Here is a 17,634-nt window from a genome sequence, read left to right on the forward strand (position 1 = left end):
GTTAGTCGTCATCACCCTCTGAATGTGATTCCCGATCACCATGATGTTCACGACCTTCATTCTCATCATCCTCCCCTCCCTTTGTAGGAAGTTTTGCAATTGAGGGATTTTGGAGGTTGGTTGATTGAGTTGGAGATGCAGATGGTTTTGCACTCTGCTTAGTCGGAGTTTTTGATGGTGTTGAAGTATTACTGGAAATTGAAGTGTCGGTCGCTGTGGTCTCATTGGATGCTGAGCTGGGAGCTGGTGTTTGATCAGTCGCGCTTGCTGACGTTTCAGTCGCGCTTGCTGGAGGTTCTTCTTGAGTTTGGGCAACTAGCGCACCAACTCCAATAATCAACAATGAAGCCACTACTGCGGCGATAGGCAAACTCTTCTTAACTTTGCGAACCTGGACAGGTGCATCTGCCTCGGCGATCTCAAACCATTCAGGCTTGTTTTTATCGGTCATTGGACTCTCCCTTGTTGCGATAAAGATAACTTGAATGGCTGAGAGTAAACAGTGAGGTGCGAAGTAAAAGGCTGAGTAATCTTGGCGGGTGAGCGGCGCTATGCGGGGATACCTAGACCTTATGAAGTTAAGGGTCGTTGAGTTGCTGCTCGTTTCAACTTTGCCGGCGATGGTTTTGGCGGCACAGGGTCTTCCTTCATTTGGCCTAACGGCGATAACAATTCTTGCCGGAACATTGGCAGCTGGAAGTGCGAATGCTTTCAATATGGTTGTTGAAAGTGATCTCGATAAATTAATGGAACGCACTTCTAAGAGACCAATCGTTACTGGCGTAGTTTCCAAAACAAATGCAACACTTTTTGCAACTGCAATCGGAATTGTGTCCCTTGTTCTTTTCTGGATGTTCACAACACCGCTTGCGACATGGTTAGCTTTAATTGCAATTGCATTTTATGTTTTGGTGTACACGATGGCGCTTAAGCAACGCACCTCACAAAATATTGTGTGGGGCGGAGCAGCTGGTTGTATGCCTGTCTTAATCGGTTGGGCAGCGGTTACAAACTCGCTATCAATGACCGCTTGGGCCTTTTTCTTTGTAATCTTTTTCTGGACACCGCCACACTTTTGGGCGTTGGCAATTAAATACAAAGATGATTACGCAGCTGCAGGAACTCCAATGCTTCCAGTAGTTGCAACTAAGAATCGAGTTCTCGGCGAGATGTGGTTCCACACAATCTTGATGATTCTTTCTTCGATTTGGTTAGTTTCTTCAGCCGAACTTCCAGTGTGGTCAATGGTTGTAACTGTTGCGCTAGGTCTTGTTTTTGCCCGCCAATTAATAGCGCTTAAAGAAGGTTCTGCAGATTATGGAAAGGTCGCTGGAAAAATCTTCCAGTGGTCAATTACTTACTTAAGTTTGCTTTCAGTTGTATTGGTAATTGCTCAACTACTTAACTAAGGCGCGCTCGATATCCTTAATGAGATCGCTTGAGTGCTCTAGACCAACAGATAAACGAAGCACTGATGGAGTGATTCCCATTTCAGCCTGCACTTCAGGAGCTAAGCGACGATGAGTTGTTGATGCTGGGTGAGTGATGAGAGATTTGCTATCACCCAAGTTATTCGAGATATCAATGACACAAAGCTTGTTCATGAAGGCAAAAACATCCTCCTGAGAGCCTTTAAATTCAATACCAATTGTTGTACCGCCACCATTGCTCATCTGCTTCATAGCAAGCTCATGATTTGGATGAGATTTCAAACCTGGATAACGAACAGACTTGATCGCAGGTTGCTTCTCAAGAAATTCTGCAACAGCTTGAGCATTGGCAACCATCGCTTCAACACGCATGTGCATGGTTTCTAGTGACTTCACAAGTACCCAAGCATTGAATGGGCTTAGCGCAGGTCCGGTGTGACGAACAAATGGAAGTAACTTTTCAACGATGTAATCAGCAGATCCAAGAATTGCTCCAGCTAAAACACGACCTTGTCCATCAATGTGCTTTGTCGCCGAGTACATAACTACATCTGCGCCAAGTTGTAATGGCTTTTGCAAGACAGGCGATGCCATAACGTTGTCAACAATTACCGTTGCACCAACTTTGTGCGCAAGATCGCTGACCATTTTGATGTCAACAATCTCCATTAAAGGATTACTTGGTGTTTCGATAAAGACAGCCTTAGTTGGCTTGCTTAGCGCCTTTGCCCAAGCGGCAGGATCATTACCCTTGACTAATTCGAAGGTAACGCCCCACTTTGGCAAGAATTCTGTAATGACAACGTGGCATGAAGAAAACATCGCAGCAGATGCAACAACGTGGTCACCTTGCTCAACTAAACATGCAAGAGATGCAAACATTGCGGACATTCCGGAACCAGTAGCAACGCACATTTCAGCGCCTTCAATTGCAGCAAGACGCTTTTCAAACATTGCAATCGTTGGGTTATGGAAACGGCTATATAAGAAGTGATCTGTTTCTTCTGCAAATGAATCAAAGGCTTCTTCAGCAGTTGTGTATGTAAAACCACTGTTCAGATACAGAGCTTCAGAAGTTTCACCAAAACCAGAGCGAGCAAGACCTGTGCGCACTGAATGTGTCTGTGGATGTAACTCCCAGTCAGGTCCCAGTGAATCCACACGAGGTTGATAGCCCCAAGGTCGTTTGCTCATGGGCTAATTGTGGCAGAGTAAGGGGCATGCAAAACACTGCAATTTCAGTCTCAGATTTATCCAAAAAATATGATGAGCGCTTAGCGGTCTCACATATCAACTTCGAAGTACCTCAGGGCATCGTGTGTGGCTTTGTCGGCCCTAACGGCTCGGGCAAGACAACAACAATGAGAATGTTGCTTGGCTTAATTACACCAACTACAGGTCAAGGCCACATCTTGGGTGAACCAATAGAGCATCCAGAAAAATACTTAAGCCGTGTAGGCGCAATGATCGAAGGACCCGCTTTTTATCCAGCGCTATCTGGATATGAAAACTTGATGGTGTTAGCAAAGCTTGGTGGATTTCCGATCGAACGCGTGCAACAACTCTTAGAAAAAGTTGGACTAGGCGATCGTGGAAAATCAAAGTTCAAGACTTACTCATTAGGAATGAAGCAGCGGTTAGGTATAGCCGCAGCTCTTCTGCCGAACCCAAAGTTATTGATGCTTGATGAACCAACAAATGGCTTAGATCCAGAGGGTATCCAAGAGGTTCGTGCACTTCTGCGCGACTTAGCTAACGATGGAACAACTGTTTTTGTTTCTTCTCACTTGTTGTCGGAGCTAGAAATCATTAGTGATTACATTGTTATGTTGCGAAAAGGCGAAATAGTTTTCGCAGGACCAATTGGCGAACTTATGGCTCAACAGCAACCAACAATCATTGCGAAATCTCTGAACCATTCCGACTTGGCTCGTATCGTTGAGATCTCCGAAAAGGCAGGACACCATGCTGTGATTAGAAATGATTCAGTTCATATCTTGGCTGAAATGGATTGGGCACCGGTGCTGAACAAAGCGGCATTTGATGCAGGTATTACATTGGCGCAACTTGCTCCGCAACTACCAAATCTAGAAGAGACATTCTTTGAAATGACGGGGGACAAGTAATGTTTAATGTCGTTAAAGCAGAACTCCGCAAATTACGTCGCCCAACTTTATTTTTCGGAACAATTGGATCAGCGTTGTTCTTTACAGGTTTGATCACCTCATTTATCTACTTAATGATTGATTCACCACAGGGAAACGGTGACCGTGGTCGCTCGATTGGTAGAGATGTGCTGGGTCTAGCAAGTGGTTCAGTCAATGGCTTTTCATCTGTTGGTGGCTTTTTAGGAATCATCGCCCTTTGTGTCTTTGCAGCACAAACAGCGCAGGAGTACACATATGGAACCCTTCGCAATTTATTGGTGCGCCAACCGGGCCGTATGAAGATTCTTATCGGCAAGCTAATTTCAATGAAGTTATTTGCGTTGGTAATGATCGCAATCTCGGCGATTGTGAGCATTGCTATTTCTTACATATTGGCACCTGGAGCAAAGGTCTCTACCGATCTTTGGTTCACATCAGAAGGCTTGCACGCGATCTTTACAACCTTTATTAACGTGACTATCTCTGTCGTTGCCTTTGGAATTGTCGGAATGGTTTTAGGACTTCTCTTACGCTCACCGATTAGTGCAATCTCATTTGGAGTTTTGTGGCTGCTGATCGTTGAAAACCTATTGATTGCTGTGAAGAACTCTTGGCAGAGCTTCTTGCCAGGTGCTCAATTAACAGCGATCGCATCTGGTGGAACCATAGATCTGACCTACAAACATGCTTTGGCTGTTGGCGGAATATATGTAGCGGTTGGAGCGATTATCGCTTCAGTGCTTTTTGTTCGCCGTGATGTAGCTAATTAAGGACACTCACACCTAAAAACAAGAATTTCCAAGGTTGGGCATTTATTCTTTAGGCCTTCCCTCCGAAAGGTTTGTTGTGAAAAAGTTTAGGGCGATCTCGCTTGCTGTAATTCTGGGGCTGTCGATTTCGTCAGTTCCTGCTGTTGCAGTCCCTAAACCAACCTTGGCGGAGATTGAAGCTGCAAAGAAGGTAGAAGCGGCGAAGAAAAAAGCAGCAGATGCTCAAGCTGCAAAATTAGCCGCGGCAAATCAAAGTCTTCGTGCACTTACTGCAAAAGCTAATGCAGCAACTGCGTTGTACAGAAAAGCGCAAGCAGAACTTGCTGTTGCAACTGCACTTGCTAATGCCGCTGCAAAGCATGCTGCAGAAACCGCAGCAGCGGTTGCAGAGGCGCATAAAACAATTGGTCGCTTGGCAGCTAATGCCTACATCATGGGCGGAAGCATGAGCGACATTCAGCCATTGCTCAGCGCGGATGGTCCACAAGATTTAATTGATCAACTTTCAACTTTAAGTACCTTAGGTGCACAGAACTCCGTTGCACTTGCACGATTCAAAGAAGCAGAAGCTGCTGCAAAGAAAGCTAAAGCTGCCGCAGATGCTGCAAAGGCTGTTCAACAAGTAGCAACTGACAAAGTAGCAGCGGCCAAAAAGATTGCAGATGATGCAAAGGCTGCACAAGCTAAAGAGGTAGCAAAGCTTCAAGCGGTTCAAGATAAGTTGATGAAAGATTTGTTAAGTGCACGCAAGGTTCGCACGACACTAGAACAACAACGACAACTCGCATTACTTGAAGAGAGCCAAGCAAACACAGCTGCTCAAACCGGTGGCCAAAAGAATGTCTGGCCTGATCTTGGATTTAAGGGTCGCTCAACGATGCGAACAACTCAAGCGCAACGCGATAAGGCAGTTGCATTTGCGAAGTCACAGGTTCTTGCACGCAAGCCATACATTTGGGGAACACAAGGTCCAAACTCATTTGACTGTTCAGGACTTGTTTACGCCTCTTATAAGGCGGCGGGATTAGGTTGGCCAAACTGGGATCGCCTTAACTCCGCCCTGTATTCAAGTTACACAATGCATGTTTCACTCAATAATTTGGTGCCCGGAGACTTGTTGTTCTACTCCTACAAGGGAACGATCTCAACGATTCACCACATCACCATTTATGCAGGTAACGGCATGATGTGGGAGGCGAACTCAAAGGGTCGCGGTCTGCTGTACTCAAATATTTATAGCATTAAGGGCTTAATGCCATTTGGTGGCCGCGTCTAAATTCGCACTACTCTTGTCCTATGACAACGGCGGTTCCTGCAGTTCGTAGTGCGGTTCGCCATTGGCTTGAAAAATATGAAGCTGGCGACAAAGTTTTAGTTGCTGTATCTGGTGGTGCTGATTCCTTAGCACTTGCATATGCATTAGCAGCAGAGGCAAAAAAATTAGCGATCACAGTTATTGGCGTAACAGTTGATCACCAACTGCAATCACAGTCAGCGATTCAAGCAGAGCTTGTAGTTAAGCAACTTTCTGAAATGAAACTTGCATGTGTTGTAAAAAAAGTTACCGTCGACATTAAAGAAGGTCTTGAAGCTTCTGCTCGCAATGCACGTTACCAGGCGATCGATGAAGTTGTGAAAGCAGAAAATGCGGTTGCAGTATTTTTAGGTCACACAAAAGATGATCAAGCCGAAACAGTTTTGTTAGGACTTGCACGCGGATCTGGAACACGTTCACTTTCTGGAATGGCGCACCACAACGGAATCTACATTCGCCCTCTTCTAGAAATTACTAGATCTCAAAATGAAGAGTTCTGCAAAGAAGTTGGTTTAACTTTTTGGGTAGATCCTCATAACGCCGATTCACAATTCGCACGTGTTCGTGTGCGCACTGAGGCTTTACCAACATTAGAAAAAAGTATCGGTCCCGGAATTACCGATGCCCTTGCACGAAGCGCTCACCTATTGCGAGATGATGCAGATGCACTTGATCATTGGGCAAAGCGTGAAGAGATCCATTTAAATCTTGCAGATTTGGATTGTGCCCACCTCCAAACCTTGCCAAGGGCGATCCGCACCCGAATCCTTCGTGCCGCGATCTACGCCGCGGGAGCCCCTTCGGGATCGGTCTCAGCTGAGCATGTGGGCGCTGTTGAGGCGCTTATTTCAGCGTGGAATGGCCAAGGAGCGCTCAATCTTCCGGGCGGTGTGAAGGTTGAGCGAATTTCGGGCAGACTTTCGCTCTCACCGCACCGACCATAGGGAGAACCGTGGATTTAGAAGCAGTCAAGGGCGATATCGAACGCGTAATCGTGACCGAAGAACAGTTGCAAGCACGTATCAAGGAGCTAGCAGCACAGGTTGATAAGGATTACGAAGGTAAAGACCTTCTACTTGTTGGAGTCTTGAAGGGCGCAGTTATGGCTGTCGCAGATCTTTCACGTGCACTTCAGCGCCACATTGATATGGATTGGATGGCGGTTTCTTCATACGGTTCAGGAACAAAGTCCAGCGGAGTAGTTCGCATTCTTAAAGATTTAGATCGTGACATCACAGGACGCAATGTTTTGATTGTTGAAGACATTGTTGACTCCGGTTTAACGCTTTCATGGTTGAAGGCAAACCTTGAATCCCGCGGAGTTGGTTCAGTTGAAATTCTTTCAATCTTGCGTAAACCAGAAGCTGCAAAGGTTGAAGTAGATGTTAAGTATGTTGGCTTTGATATTCCAAAGGATTTCGTCATTGGATACGGCCTTGATTTTGATGAAAAGTATCGCAACCTTCCATTTATCGGTGTGCTTGCCAAGCACATGTATGAATAATTACTAGAGAGACGCATCCCCACATATGTCGCAAGTACAAAAGCCAAAGAAGCCACTGAAGAAGAGTTTCTCTAGCAAGAACGCTCCGAAGAAGCCTGTCACCAAGAGTGGCAAGATTTTCCGTGGACCACTCTTCTGGATTGTTGCTGCAATCTTCGCTGTAACTGTATTCGGGCAGATCTCTGCTGCTGGTAACCGTTACACACAGATCGAAACTTCACAGGCGATTGATGCGATAACAAAGTCGCAGGTTCTTTCAGCTGAACTAGTTGATAAAGAGCAGAAGATCCGCTTAATCCTCACCTCTGGCAACACAATTAAGGGTGCAACAAAGGTTGAATCCTTCTATGTTGCACGCCAGGAACCAACACTTGTTGATGCATTAACCGCTAATCCACCTGCAAAGGGTTGGAATGTAAAGGTCCCATCGCAATCACTATTGGTTTCATTCCTATTTTCAATTTTGCCATTCTTGCTGATTGGTTTCTTGTTCTTCTGGATGATGGGACAAGCACAAGGCGGAAACAAGGTTTTCCAATTTGGAAAGTCACGAGCGAAGCTTCAAGACAATGATGTTCCTAAGACAACATTTAAAGATGTTGCAGGAGCAGATGAAGCGTTAGCTGAATTAGATGAGATTAAAGATTTCCTTGCAAAGCCTGAAAAGTACGCACCACTTGGTGCAAAGATTCCAAAGGGTGTTTTGTTGTTCGGCCCTCCAGGAACAGGTAAGACGCTTTTGGCTCGCGCAGTTGCTGGCGAAGCCGGAGTTCCTTTCTATTCAATCTCTGGTTCTGACTTTGTCGAAATGTTTGTTGGTGTTGGTGCAGCGCGTGTCCGTGATTTGTTCAACCAAGCTAAGGCAAATGCACCAGCAATTGTTTTCATCGATGAAATTGATGCCGTAGGTCGTCAACGTGGCGCAGGTATGGGTGGAGGCCACGATGAACGTGAGCAAACACTTAATCAGCTACTTGTTGAGATGGATGGCTTTGAAGAAAACTCAAAGGTTATTTTGATCGCTGCAACGAACCGTCCAGATGTTTTGGATCCAGCGCTTTTGCGTCCAGGTCGTTTTGATCGTCAGATCGCTGTTGATCGTCCAGATCTCAAGGGTCGCGAAGCGATTCTGCAGGTTCATGCAAAGGGCAAGCCACTCAGCGATGAGGTAAAGCTAGTTGATTACGCACGTCGTACGCCTGGATTTACTGGTGCTGATCTTGCAAATGTTCTTAATGAAGCAGCGCTGCTATCTGCTCGTGAAAACAAAGCGGTTATCGGAAACCCTGAACTTGACGAAGCTATCGATCGCGTTATGGCTGGCCCACAACGTAAGTCTCGTTTAATGAATGATGATGAACGTCGAGTAACTGCGTATCACGAAGCAGGTCACGCACTTGTGGCACACGCACTTCCTCATACTGATCCAGTTCACAAAGTAACGATCATGCCTAGAGGTCGCGCACTTGGTTACACAATGGTTTTGCCCGACGAAGATAAGTACTCAACGACTCGTAATCAATTACTAGATCAGTTGGCGTACTCATTAGGTGGACGCGCAGCCGAAGAGTTAATCTTCCACGATCCATCAACTGGTGCTTCAAATGATATTGAAAAGGCAACAGCGCTAGCAAAGGCGATGGTCACTCAATATGGAATGACAGAAGCGATTGGCGCTATCAAACTTGGCGGCGGAACATCTGAACCATTTATGGGTCGCGATTACGGACATCAACGCGATTACAGTGAAAACATCGCAGCTGTTGTGGACCGCGAAGTACGCACATTAATTGAAAATGCTCACCAAGAAGCCTTTGATATTTTGGTTGCAAACCGAAAGATTCTTGATGAAATGGTGATTCAACTTCTTGAAAAGGAAACTCTTAACAAGGAAGAGATTGCTGAAATCTTTAAGAAGGTAAAGCTTGTAACTAAACGTCCAGCTTGGACAGGTTCTGCAACACGTGTTCCATCAGAACAACCACCAGTGGATGTTCCAGAGCGCGCAGTTGTTGAAGCACCAGCTGAGCCAAAGAAGCCAACCCGTCGTAAGAAGGCCGCAAGTGACGGTAAATAAGGTCACCGTTTCCGATGGTCGCGCTTCTGGTCCTTACGACCAGGAACGTGCGGAAAAGGCTGTCCGTGAACTGCTTTTAGCCCTTGGTGAGGATCCAGATCGCGAAGGTCTTAAAGAAACTCCGGCACGAGTAGCACGTGCGATGAAGGAAAACTTTGAAGGATTGTGGCAATCACCCGAAGATGTTTTAACAACAACCTTTGATATCGGCCATGAAGAGTTAGTAATTGTTCGCGACATAGAAGTATTTTCACATTGCGAACACCACTTAACTCCATTCCATGGTGTTGCGCATATTGGTTACATCCCACGCGGAAAGATCACCGGCCTTTCAAAGCTTGCTCGCCTGGTTGATATGTATTCAAAGCGTCCACAAGTTCAAGAACGTTTAACAACACAGATCGCAGATGCGATGGTTGAAATCTTGGATCCACTTGGCGTCATTGTAATTATTGATTGCGAACACCTTTGTATGTCGATGCGTGGAGTTAAGAAATCTCATGCACGTACAACCACATCTGCAGTTCGTGGAGCGCTCCTAAATCCTGCAACACGCGCAGAAGCAATTTCATTAATCACTAAGGGCTAATCTCATGTTGGTGATGGGCATCTTGAATGTGACACCAGATTCATTTGCCGATGGCGGAAAGCACAATGATTTTGAATCTGCAGTTGCTCGCGGTTTAGAGATGATTTCAGAAGGCGTCGACATCATCGACATCGGTGGCGAATCAACAAGACCTGGTGCAGATCGGGTTTCTGAAGAGGAAGAGATTGCACGAACAATTCCTGTAATCAAGGAGTTAGCAAAGCACGGTGCCAAGATAAGCATCGATACGATGCGTGCGAGCACAGCTAAAGCTGCAATCACTGCAGGCGCCTCAATCATTAATGATGTTAGCGGGGGATTAGCCGATCAATCGATGCTTCAGACCGCTGCCGAATTAAAGGTGCCGTACATTGCGATGCATTGGCGTGGACAATCAAAAGATATGAATTCAAAGGCTGTTTACGGCGATGTTGTAAGCGATGTGATTTCTGAGCTGCAAGAACGCATATCAGCTGCCTTAGATGCAGGGATTACTGCAGAACATTTAATAATTGATCCAGGCTTGGGCTTTGCTAAAGATGCTGATCACAACTGGGCGATCATCGATGCGATCGATCAATTTGTGGCTTTGAGATATCCAGTATTAGTTGGAGCATCGCGCAAAAGATTCTTAGGCGGGGATACTCCAGATGAACGTGAGCAAGCAACAATTGATTTAACTAAGCGACTTGCACCAACTGGTGTATGGGCAGTTAGAGTTCATAGTGTGAAGCCACATAAGGAGGTGCTGTCAGTATGAGTGATCAAATTGTTCTAACTGGCATCCATGGCTTTGGGTATCACGGTCTATTTGAGCATGAACGTAAAGATGGCCAAGACTTTTTTGTTGACCTTACTCTTTCAGTGGATCTAACCGCAGCATCACAATCTGATGCAATTGAAGATACGGTCAACTACGCCGAGATTACAGATTTAGTTGTAGAAGAAATTACAAGCAATCCAGTTAATTTGATTGAGAAGTTAGCTGCTCGGATTGCTGAGCGAGTACTAAATCAGCACATCAAAGTTCAATCAGTAGTTGTGACGGTCCATAAGCCACAAGCACCAGTTGCGGCTCAATTAAAAGATATTGCAGTTGTCGTAACTCGATCACGATGAAAGCCGTTATTGCATTAGGTGCCAACATTGGTGACCCAAAGGAAAACTTAGATCTAGCTGTTGCTCTGTTGCGTGAAGCTACAGATGTAAAGGTAGTTTCTAACTATTACACAACAGCCCCTGTAGGTGGCCCTGAACAACCTGATTACCAAAACGCTGTGTGCATTATTGAAAGTGAGCTTCCTGCAATGGATTTATTGTCATTGCTGCATGGAATTGAAAAGAGCCTCGGGCGTGAGCGCATTGAACATTGGGGTCCTCGCACAATCGATCTAGATCTCATTCAATACGGTGGGTTATTGAGTAAAGCTGATGAATTACAACTTCCGCACCCTCGTGCACATGAACGACGCTTTGTGCTTGAACCATGGTTTGAAATTGAGCCTGATGCAATCCTGCTTACACATGGATCTGTAAAAGAACTTTTGGAGCAATTGCCCGCTTAGCGGTAAACTTTCTACATCTCGCCCGGTACCCCGAAAGGACTGGAGCCACTGAAATGACTGTATTAGTGCCAACAATGGGTGCCTTGCATAAAGGCCACCAAGCGTTGATTAAGCGTGCGCGCACATTAGATAAAGATGTCATTGTTAGTATCTTTGTAAATCCATTGCAGTTTGAAAACAAAGAGGATTTAGAAAAGTATCCACGCACACCGCAACGAGATATTGAGATTGCAACTATCGCAGGCGCAAATGAAGTCTGGTTTCCAGAATACGAGGATCTATACCCCGAAGGTTTTAAAACATTAAGCGCAGGTGCACTGGGTAATAAGTTTGAAGGAGCATCACGTCCTGGACATTTCGATGGTGTTGTAACAGTTGTAGATCGCTTGTTTGCAATTGCAAAGCCTGACAAGGCGATCTTTGGCGAAAAGGATTTTCAGCAGCTAACAATTATTAAGGCGATGAAGAGCAAGGTTGAGATTGTTGCTGTACCAACTGTGCGTGAATTTGATGGTCTGGCAATGTCTTCTCGCAATGTTCGTTTAAGCGAATCTGGAAGAAACACAGCGCTAGTAATTCATCGCGCATTAGCAGCGGCAAAGCTTGCTCCATCAGTAGAAATAGCCCAAGAGATTCTTAACACAACCTTGGCTACAGAGGCGGGCTTTGACAAGGATTACGCGACGATTATTGATGAAAAGGATTTTTCGGCTGCAAATGATTCAACTGAAAATCGCAGAGCGATTATTGCTGGCTGGGTCGAAGGTGTTCGTTTAATAGATAACATGCCAATGGTGGGGAGATAACCATGTTATTAACAGTTGACGTCGGAAACACAAACACAGTACTTGGAATCTTTGATGACAAGGAAATGGTTAGATCGTGGCGCGTAAAGACTGATCCACGCAGCACCGCTGATGAGTTGTGGTTGCAGTACCGCGCATTGGTTGAGGATTACAACCTGACAGGTCTTTCAGTCTGTTCTACAGTTCCAGCTACGCTTCGCGAACTACGCAGCATGATCGCCGATTACTTTGCAGATGTGCGAGTAACAATTGTTGAGCCAGGGATTAAAACTGGTGTCCCGCTATTAGTTGATAATCCAAAGGAGATTGGTGCAGATCGCATCGTTAATACTTTGGCTGCGCACACATTATTTGGTGGCCCAGCGATCGTTGTTGATTTCGGTACATCCACAAATCTTGATGTGGTTTCACCTAAGGGCGAATTCCTTGGTGGCGCACTTGCCCCCGGTATTGAAATCTCAGTTGATGCTCTAGCTGCACGTGCAGCTCAACTTCGTAAAGTTGAATTGATCAAGCCAAAAAATGTCATTGGCAAGAACACAGTTGAAGCGCTGCAATCCGGAACTATTTATGGATTTGCAGGTCAGGTCGATGGATTGGTTGATCGCATTACAGCCGAGCTGCTGGATACATATTCAGAGAAGCCAACCGTGATTGCAACGGGTGGATTAGCGCCATTGATTATCGGAGTTTCAGAAACTATCGACCATCATGAGCCTGATTTAACGCTTATCGGCCTTCGCCTGATTCACGAACGAAATGCTTAACTCGGTAGACTTCACGACCTATGAGCACAGACAACCAGCCTATTGAAGAGGATCTGCCTGAGCAGCTCCGTATTCGACGTGAAAAGCGCGCCTCTTTACTAGAGCGCAACGTTGAGCCATATCCAGTTTCTGTGCCTCGCACAAAATCTTTAGCTGAAATTCGAGAAAAGTATGTTGGACTAGAAATCGATGTTGCTACTGGCGACATTGAATCCTTAACAGGTCGCATTATTTTCAAGCGCGATACCGGAAAGCTTTGCTTTGCAACATTGCGCGAAGGTGATGGAACAGAGCTTCAAGCGATGTTGTCGCTAGACAAGGTTGGGCAAGAAGCACTTGATTCTTGGAAAGATGATATCGATCTAGGTGACATTGTTTCTGTTACTGGTGAAATCATCACATCAAAGCGCGGCGAACTTTCAATCTTGGCTAACTCATGGACATTGGCATCTAAGTCATTGCGTCCATTGCCAAATGATCACAAGCCGATGTCTGAAGAGACTCGTGTTCGCATGCGTTATGTAGATTTGATTGTTCGCCCTGAAGCTCGCAGCAATGCACGCATGCGTCCTGCTGTTATGAAGTCTTTGCGCGACACATTTGATACGGCAAACTTTGTTGAAGTTGAAACACCAATGTTGCAGGTTATGCATGGTGGAGCAGCTGCACGTCCATTTAAATCTTTCTCAAACGCATACGACATGGATCTCTTCCTACGTATCGCACCAGAACTATTCTTGAAGCGTTGCGTTGTTGGCGGTATTGAGCGCGTATTTGAGATCAACCGTAACTTCCGTAATGAAGGTGCTGACTCATCTCACTCACCAGAGTTTGCGATGATCGAAAGCTATATGGCCTACGGCGACTGGATGTCGATCGCTGATCTAACTCGCACCCTTGTTCAGAACGCTGCGATGGCGGTTGCCGGTTCACATGTTGTTACACACCATGATGGACGTCAGGCTGATCTAGGTGGCCAGTGGAAGCAAATCTCCTTATATGACGCTATTTCTAACGGTGTTGGCGAGAGCGTTACAGCACTAACTCCGTATGCAGATTTGAAGAAGATTGCTGACAAGTTGGGCATGAAGATTGATCCGAAGTGGATTACCGGAAAGCTCGCAGAAGAGATCTTTGAACATGTTGCTCGCCATGAATTAGTAGAACCAACATTTGTTATGGGATTCCCTGTTGATACCTCACCACTTGTTCGCGCACACCGCGAACTTCCTGGCGTTGTAGAAAAGTGGGACTTGTATGTAGATGGTTTCGAATTAGCAACTGGATACTCAGAGCTAATTGACCCAGTTGTTCAACGTGATCGTTTAGTTGAACAAGCAACACTTGGTGCTAAGGGTGATCTTGAAGCGATGCAGGTTGATGAAGATTTCTTGCGCGCAATGGAGTTTGCAATGCCACCAACTGGTGGAATGGGAATGGGCGTAGATCGTTTACTCATGGCACTAACTGGTCTTGGAATTCGCGAAACAATTTTGTTCCCACTTGTTAAGCCTGAAGTTGAATAATCAATGCAGATTCGTCCAGCTCGTACAAGCGACATTAAAGGCATTCGTCATTTAATTGATTCATATGCACCACAAGGCCGTTTGCTATCGAAAGAAACTGTAACTCTGTATGAAAGCGTTCAAGAGTTTACGGTTGCTGTTGAAGGCGATGAGGTTGTTGGTTGCGGCGCATTACACGTTTTGTGGGAAGACCTTGCTGAAGTTCGCACAGTTGCAGTGTCAGAAAAACTTCGTGGACAAGGTGTTGGTCACCAGATCCTGGAATCAATTGTTGATCGCGCAAAGAACATCGGAGTAAAGCGAATCTTTTGCTTAACCTTTGAAACAGAGTTCTTCGGTCGTCATGGTTTTGAAGTTATTGAAGGAACACCGGTAGAGCCAGAGATCTACGCAGAGCTTTTGCGTTCATATGATGCTGGTGTGGCTGAGTTCTTGGATCTTGAATCGGTGAAGCCAAATACCTTGGGCAACACCCGAATGCTCAAAAAGCTGTAAAAACTGCCCCCAGATTTAGCCCAATTTCGGGCATAACCCCGCCACATTTGGGGTTGTAAAAGGCAGAAGCATTCCGCCTCGCGAGCGTAGCCCCGCAGGTATTAGGCTTAACGAAAGATCGACCCAAAGGAGCACCGCCCATGTTTGAGCGCTTTACAGACCGAGCCCGCCGCGTTGTCGTGCTGGCCCAAGAAGAAGCACGCATGCTCAACCACAACTACATCGGCACCGAGCACATCCTGCTTGGACTAATCCACGAAGGTGAAGGCGTTGCAGCTAAGGCGCTTGAATCATTGGGCATCTCACTTGAAGGCGTACGCGCACAAGTTGAAGAGATCATCGGTCAAGGCCAGCAAGCACCAAGCGGTCACATTCCATTTACTCCGCGCGCGAAGAAGGTTCTAGAACTTTCACTTCGTGAAGCGTTGCAGTTGGGTCACAACTACATAGGTACAGAACACATTCTTCTTGGATTAATTCGCGAAGGTGAAGGCGTTGCAGCACAAGTTCTTGTAAAGCTTGGTGCAGATTTAAATCGCGTTCGTCAGCAAGTTATTCAACTTCTCTCTGGATACCAAGGAAAAGAAGCTGTACAAACTGGTGGACCTGCAGAAGGAACTCCATCTACATCTTTGGTACTTGATCAATTTGGTCGCAACCTGACACAAGCTGCACGCGAAGGAAAGCTTGATCCAGTTATCGGTCGCGAAAATGAAATCGAACGTGTGATGCAGGTTCTGTCACGACGCACAAAGAACAACCCAGTTCTAATTGGTGAACCAGGTGTTGGTAAGACCGCGGTTGTTGAAGGTCTTGCACAAGCAATTTACAAGAACGATGTTCCAGAAACTTTGAAGGATAAGCAGCTGTACTCACTTGATTTGGGTGCGCTTGTTGCTGGTTCTCGTTACCGTGGAGATTTCGAAGAGCGCTTGAAGAAGGTGCTTAAGGAGATCAAGACTCGCGGTGACATCATTCTTTTCATCGATGAAATTCACACACTTGTTGGCGCAGGAGCAGCAGAAGGTGCAATTGATGCTGCAAGCATCTTGAAGCCAATGCTTGCCCGCGGTGAGCTACAGACAATCGGTGCAACAACACTTGATGAGTACCGCAAGCATGTAGAAAAGGATGCAGCGCTAGAGCGTCGCTTCCAGCCAATTCAGGTAAAAGAGCCTTCTGTTGCGCACACAATTGAGATTCTTAAGGGTCTTCGCGATCGCTACGAAACTCACCACCGTGTTTCAATTACAGATGGCGCGCTATCTGCAGCAGCAAACATGGCAGATCGCTACATCTCAGATCGTTTCTTGCCAGACAAGGCGATCGATTTAATCGATGAAGCTGGTTCACGTCTTCGCATTAAGCGCATGACAGCACCTGCTGAACTTCGGGAATTTGATGACAAGATCGCAAATGCTCGTAAGGAAAAAGAGTCAGCGATCGATGGTCAAGATTTTGAATTAGCTGCAACTCTTCGCGATAAGGAAAAGACACTTATCGGCGAGAAGCAAGAGGCTGAAAAGAATTGGAAGGCAACTGATCTAGATAAGGTCACCGAAGTTGATGAAGAACTCATCGCCCAGGTGCTATCTGCATCAACTGGAATTCCTGTCTTCAAGTTAACTGAAGAGGAAACAGCACGTCTGCTTCGCATGGAGGATGAACTTCACAACCGTGTTATCGGACAGGATCAAGCGATCAAGGCGTTGTCACAAGCAATTCGTCGTACACGCGCTGGTCTTAAGGATCCACGTCGTCCTGGCGGATCATTTATCTTCGCTGGTCCATCTGGTGTTGGTAAGACTGAACTTTCTCGCACACTTGCATCATTCTTGTTTGGTGATCAAGATGCGTTGATTCAACTTGATATGTCTGAGTACTCAGAGCGTCACACCGCATCACGTTTGTTCGGTGCACCTCCAGGGTATGTCGGATACGACGAGGGTGGACAGCTAACTGAAAAGGTTCGCCGTCGTCCATTCTCAGTTGTTCTCTTTGATGAAATCGAAAAGGCACACCCAGATATCTTCAACTCACTACTTCAGGTACTTGAAGATGGACGCCTTACAGATTCTCAAGGTCGCACCGTTGACTTCAAGAACACTGTCATCATCATGACAACAAACCTTGGTACCCGTGACATCTCTAAGTCACTCGGGCTTGGCTTTGCGAACTCAGATGATGACCTAACTAATTACGAGCGCATGAAGGGCAAGGTAAGTGATGAACTAAAGTCACACTTCCGCCCTGAGTTCCTCAACCGTATCGATGACATCATCGTGTTCCACCAGCTCACAAAGCCACAGATCATTCAGATCGTTGATCTCATGCTTAAGAATCTTGATGATCGTTTGCAGGCAAAGGACATGGGTATTGAACTCACACCTGCTGCGAAGGATCTTCTTGCAGAGCGTGGTTACGATCCACTGCTTGGTGCACGTCCATTGCGTCGTGTAATTCAGCGCGAGATCGAAGATGCGTTGTCAGAGCGCATCTTGTTCGGTGAGCTAAAGGCTGGCGAGATCATCGTTGTAGATGTTGAAGGAGAAGGCGCGGAAGCTGTCTTTACTTTCAAGGGAGCAGCGAAGGCATCAATGCCTGATACTCCTGAAGATCTTGCTGAAGCACCAACCGCTTAAA

Annotated in this window: 18 protein-coding genes; 16 read left to right on the top strand and 2 right to left on the bottom strand. The window is 46.0% G+C overall.

Going from position 1 to position 17,634, the window contains the following annotated elements:
* Position 1: 1 nt before the first annotated feature.
* Positions 2–451, bottom strand: coding sequence for a hypothetical protein (locus tag AC8GFU_RS00520; protein ID WP_506626563.1), 450 nt, complete (start codon positions 449–451; stop codon positions 2–4).
* Positions 452–572: 121 nt separating this feature from the next.
* On the opposite strand from AC8GFU_RS00520, the gene AC8GFU_RS00525 reads away from it, so the two are divergent.
* A complete protein-coding gene (locus tag AC8GFU_RS00525; protein ID WP_506626564.1) occupies positions 573–1,409 on the top strand; it encodes a heme o synthase in 837 nt (278 codons plus the stop codon).
* On the opposite strand, the gene metZ is transcribed toward AC8GFU_RS00525, so the two are convergent.
* Positions 1,398–2,624, bottom strand: coding sequence for an O-succinylhomoserine sulfhydrylase (metZ, locus tag AC8GFU_RS00530; RefSeq protein WP_506626565.1), 1,227 nt, complete (start codon positions 2,622–2,624; stop codon positions 1,398–1,400). The two genes, AC8GFU_RS00525 and metZ, sit on opposite strands and share 12 nt — an antisense overlap.
* A 26-nt stretch (positions 2,625–2,650) precedes the next feature.
* Between metZ and AC8GFU_RS00535 the strand changes: the two genes are divergently transcribed.
* From AC8GFU_RS00535 to AC8GFU_RS00605, 15 genes are all read left to right on the top strand, one after another.
* Complete coding sequence (locus tag AC8GFU_RS00535; protein ID WP_506626566.1) at positions 2,651–3,556, top strand: ABC transporter ATP-binding protein; 906 nt, start codon at positions 2,651–2,653, stop codon at positions 3,554–3,556.
* The gene (locus AC8GFU_RS00540) at positions 3,556–4,347 is read left to right on the top strand and encodes a DUF2705 family protein (RefSeq protein WP_506626567.1); all 792 of its coding nucleotides are present in this window, start codon (positions 3,556–3,558) and stop codon (positions 4,345–4,347) included. Before AC8GFU_RS00535 ends, AC8GFU_RS00540 begins: the two co-directional genes overlap by 1 nt.
* Positions 4,348–4,423: 76 nt before the next feature.
* On the top strand, positions 4,424–5,623 hold the full coding sequence (locus AC8GFU_RS00545) for a C40 family peptidase (RefSeq protein ID WP_506626568.1): 1,200 nt from the start codon (positions 4,424–4,426) through the stop codon (positions 5,621–5,623).
* A gap of 20 nt (positions 5,624–5,643) precedes the next feature.
* Positions 5,644–6,606 carry a tRNA lysidine(34) synthetase TilS gene (gene tilS, locus AC8GFU_RS00550; RefSeq protein WP_506626569.1) on the top strand — a complete coding sequence of 321 codons (963 nt, stop codon included), beginning with the start codon at positions 5,644–5,646 and terminating at the stop codon, positions 6,604–6,606.
* An 8-nt stretch (positions 6,607–6,614) separates the two neighbouring features.
* On the top strand, positions 6,615–7,166 hold the full coding sequence (gene hpt / locus AC8GFU_RS00555; RefSeq protein WP_506626570.1) for a hypoxanthine phosphoribosyltransferase: 552 nt from the start codon (positions 6,615–6,617) through the stop codon (positions 7,164–7,166).
* A 25-nt stretch (positions 7,167–7,191) separates the two neighbouring features.
* Positions 7,192–9,243 carry an ATP-dependent zinc metalloprotease FtsH gene (ftsH, locus tag AC8GFU_RS00560; protein ID WP_506626571.1) on the top strand — a complete coding sequence of 684 codons (2,052 nt, stop codon included), beginning with the start codon at positions 7,192–7,194 and terminating at the stop codon, positions 9,241–9,243.
* Positions 9,230–9,832, top strand: coding sequence for a GTP cyclohydrolase I FolE (gene folE, locus AC8GFU_RS00565; protein ID WP_506626572.1), 603 nt, complete (start codon positions 9,230–9,232; stop codon positions 9,830–9,832). Before ftsH ends, folE begins: the two co-directional genes overlap by 14 nt.
* 4 nt (positions 9,833–9,836) lie before the next feature.
* A complete protein-coding gene (gene folP / locus AC8GFU_RS00570; protein ID WP_506626573.1) occupies positions 9,837–10,592 on the top strand; it encodes a dihydropteroate synthase in 756 nt (251 codons plus the stop codon).
* Complete coding sequence (gene folB / locus AC8GFU_RS00575; RefSeq protein WP_506626574.1) at positions 10,589–10,951, top strand: dihydroneopterin aldolase; 363 nt, start codon at positions 10,589–10,591, stop codon at positions 10,949–10,951. The genes folP and folB overlap by 4 nt, the downstream gene beginning before the upstream one ends.
* Complete coding sequence (folK, locus tag AC8GFU_RS00580) at positions 10,948–11,397, top strand: 2-amino-4-hydroxy-6-hydroxymethyldihydropteridine diphosphokinase (protein WP_506626575.1); 450 nt, start codon at positions 10,948–10,950, stop codon at positions 11,395–11,397. Before folB ends, folK begins: the two co-directional genes overlap by 4 nt.
* Before the next feature lie 53 nt (positions 11,398–11,450).
* Entirely contained in the window at positions 11,451–12,203 is a 753-nt protein-coding gene (gene panC, locus AC8GFU_RS00585; RefSeq protein WP_506626576.1) for a pantoate--beta-alanine ligase, read from the top strand.
* A gap of 2 nt (positions 12,204–12,205) precedes the next feature.
* Positions 12,206–12,970, top strand: a complete 765-nt coding sequence (locus tag AC8GFU_RS00590) for a type III pantothenate kinase (RefSeq protein ID WP_506626577.1) — start codon at positions 12,206–12,208, stop codon at positions 12,968–12,970.
* 20 nt (positions 12,971–12,990) lie between these two features.
* Entirely contained in the window at positions 12,991–14,496 is a 1,506-nt protein-coding gene (gene lysS / locus AC8GFU_RS00595) for a lysine--tRNA ligase (RefSeq protein ID WP_506626578.1), read from the top strand.
* A 3-nt stretch (positions 14,497–14,499) separates the two neighbouring features.
* Positions 14,500–14,991, top strand: coding sequence for an amino-acid N-acetyltransferase (locus AC8GFU_RS00600; RefSeq protein WP_506626579.1), 492 nt, complete (start codon positions 14,500–14,502; stop codon positions 14,989–14,991).
* Between the two features lie 140 nt (positions 14,992–15,131).
* Positions 15,132–17,633, top strand: coding sequence for an ATP-dependent Clp protease ATP-binding subunit (locus tag AC8GFU_RS00605; protein WP_506626580.1), 2,502 nt, complete (start codon positions 15,132–15,134; stop codon positions 17,631–17,633).
* Position 17,634: the final 1 nt, after the last annotated feature.

The organism is Planktophila warneckei (SeqCode), assembly GCF_965234675.1.
GTDB lineage: Bacteria > Actinomycetota > Actinomycetes > Nanopelagicales > Nanopelagicaceae > Planktophila > Planktophila warneckei.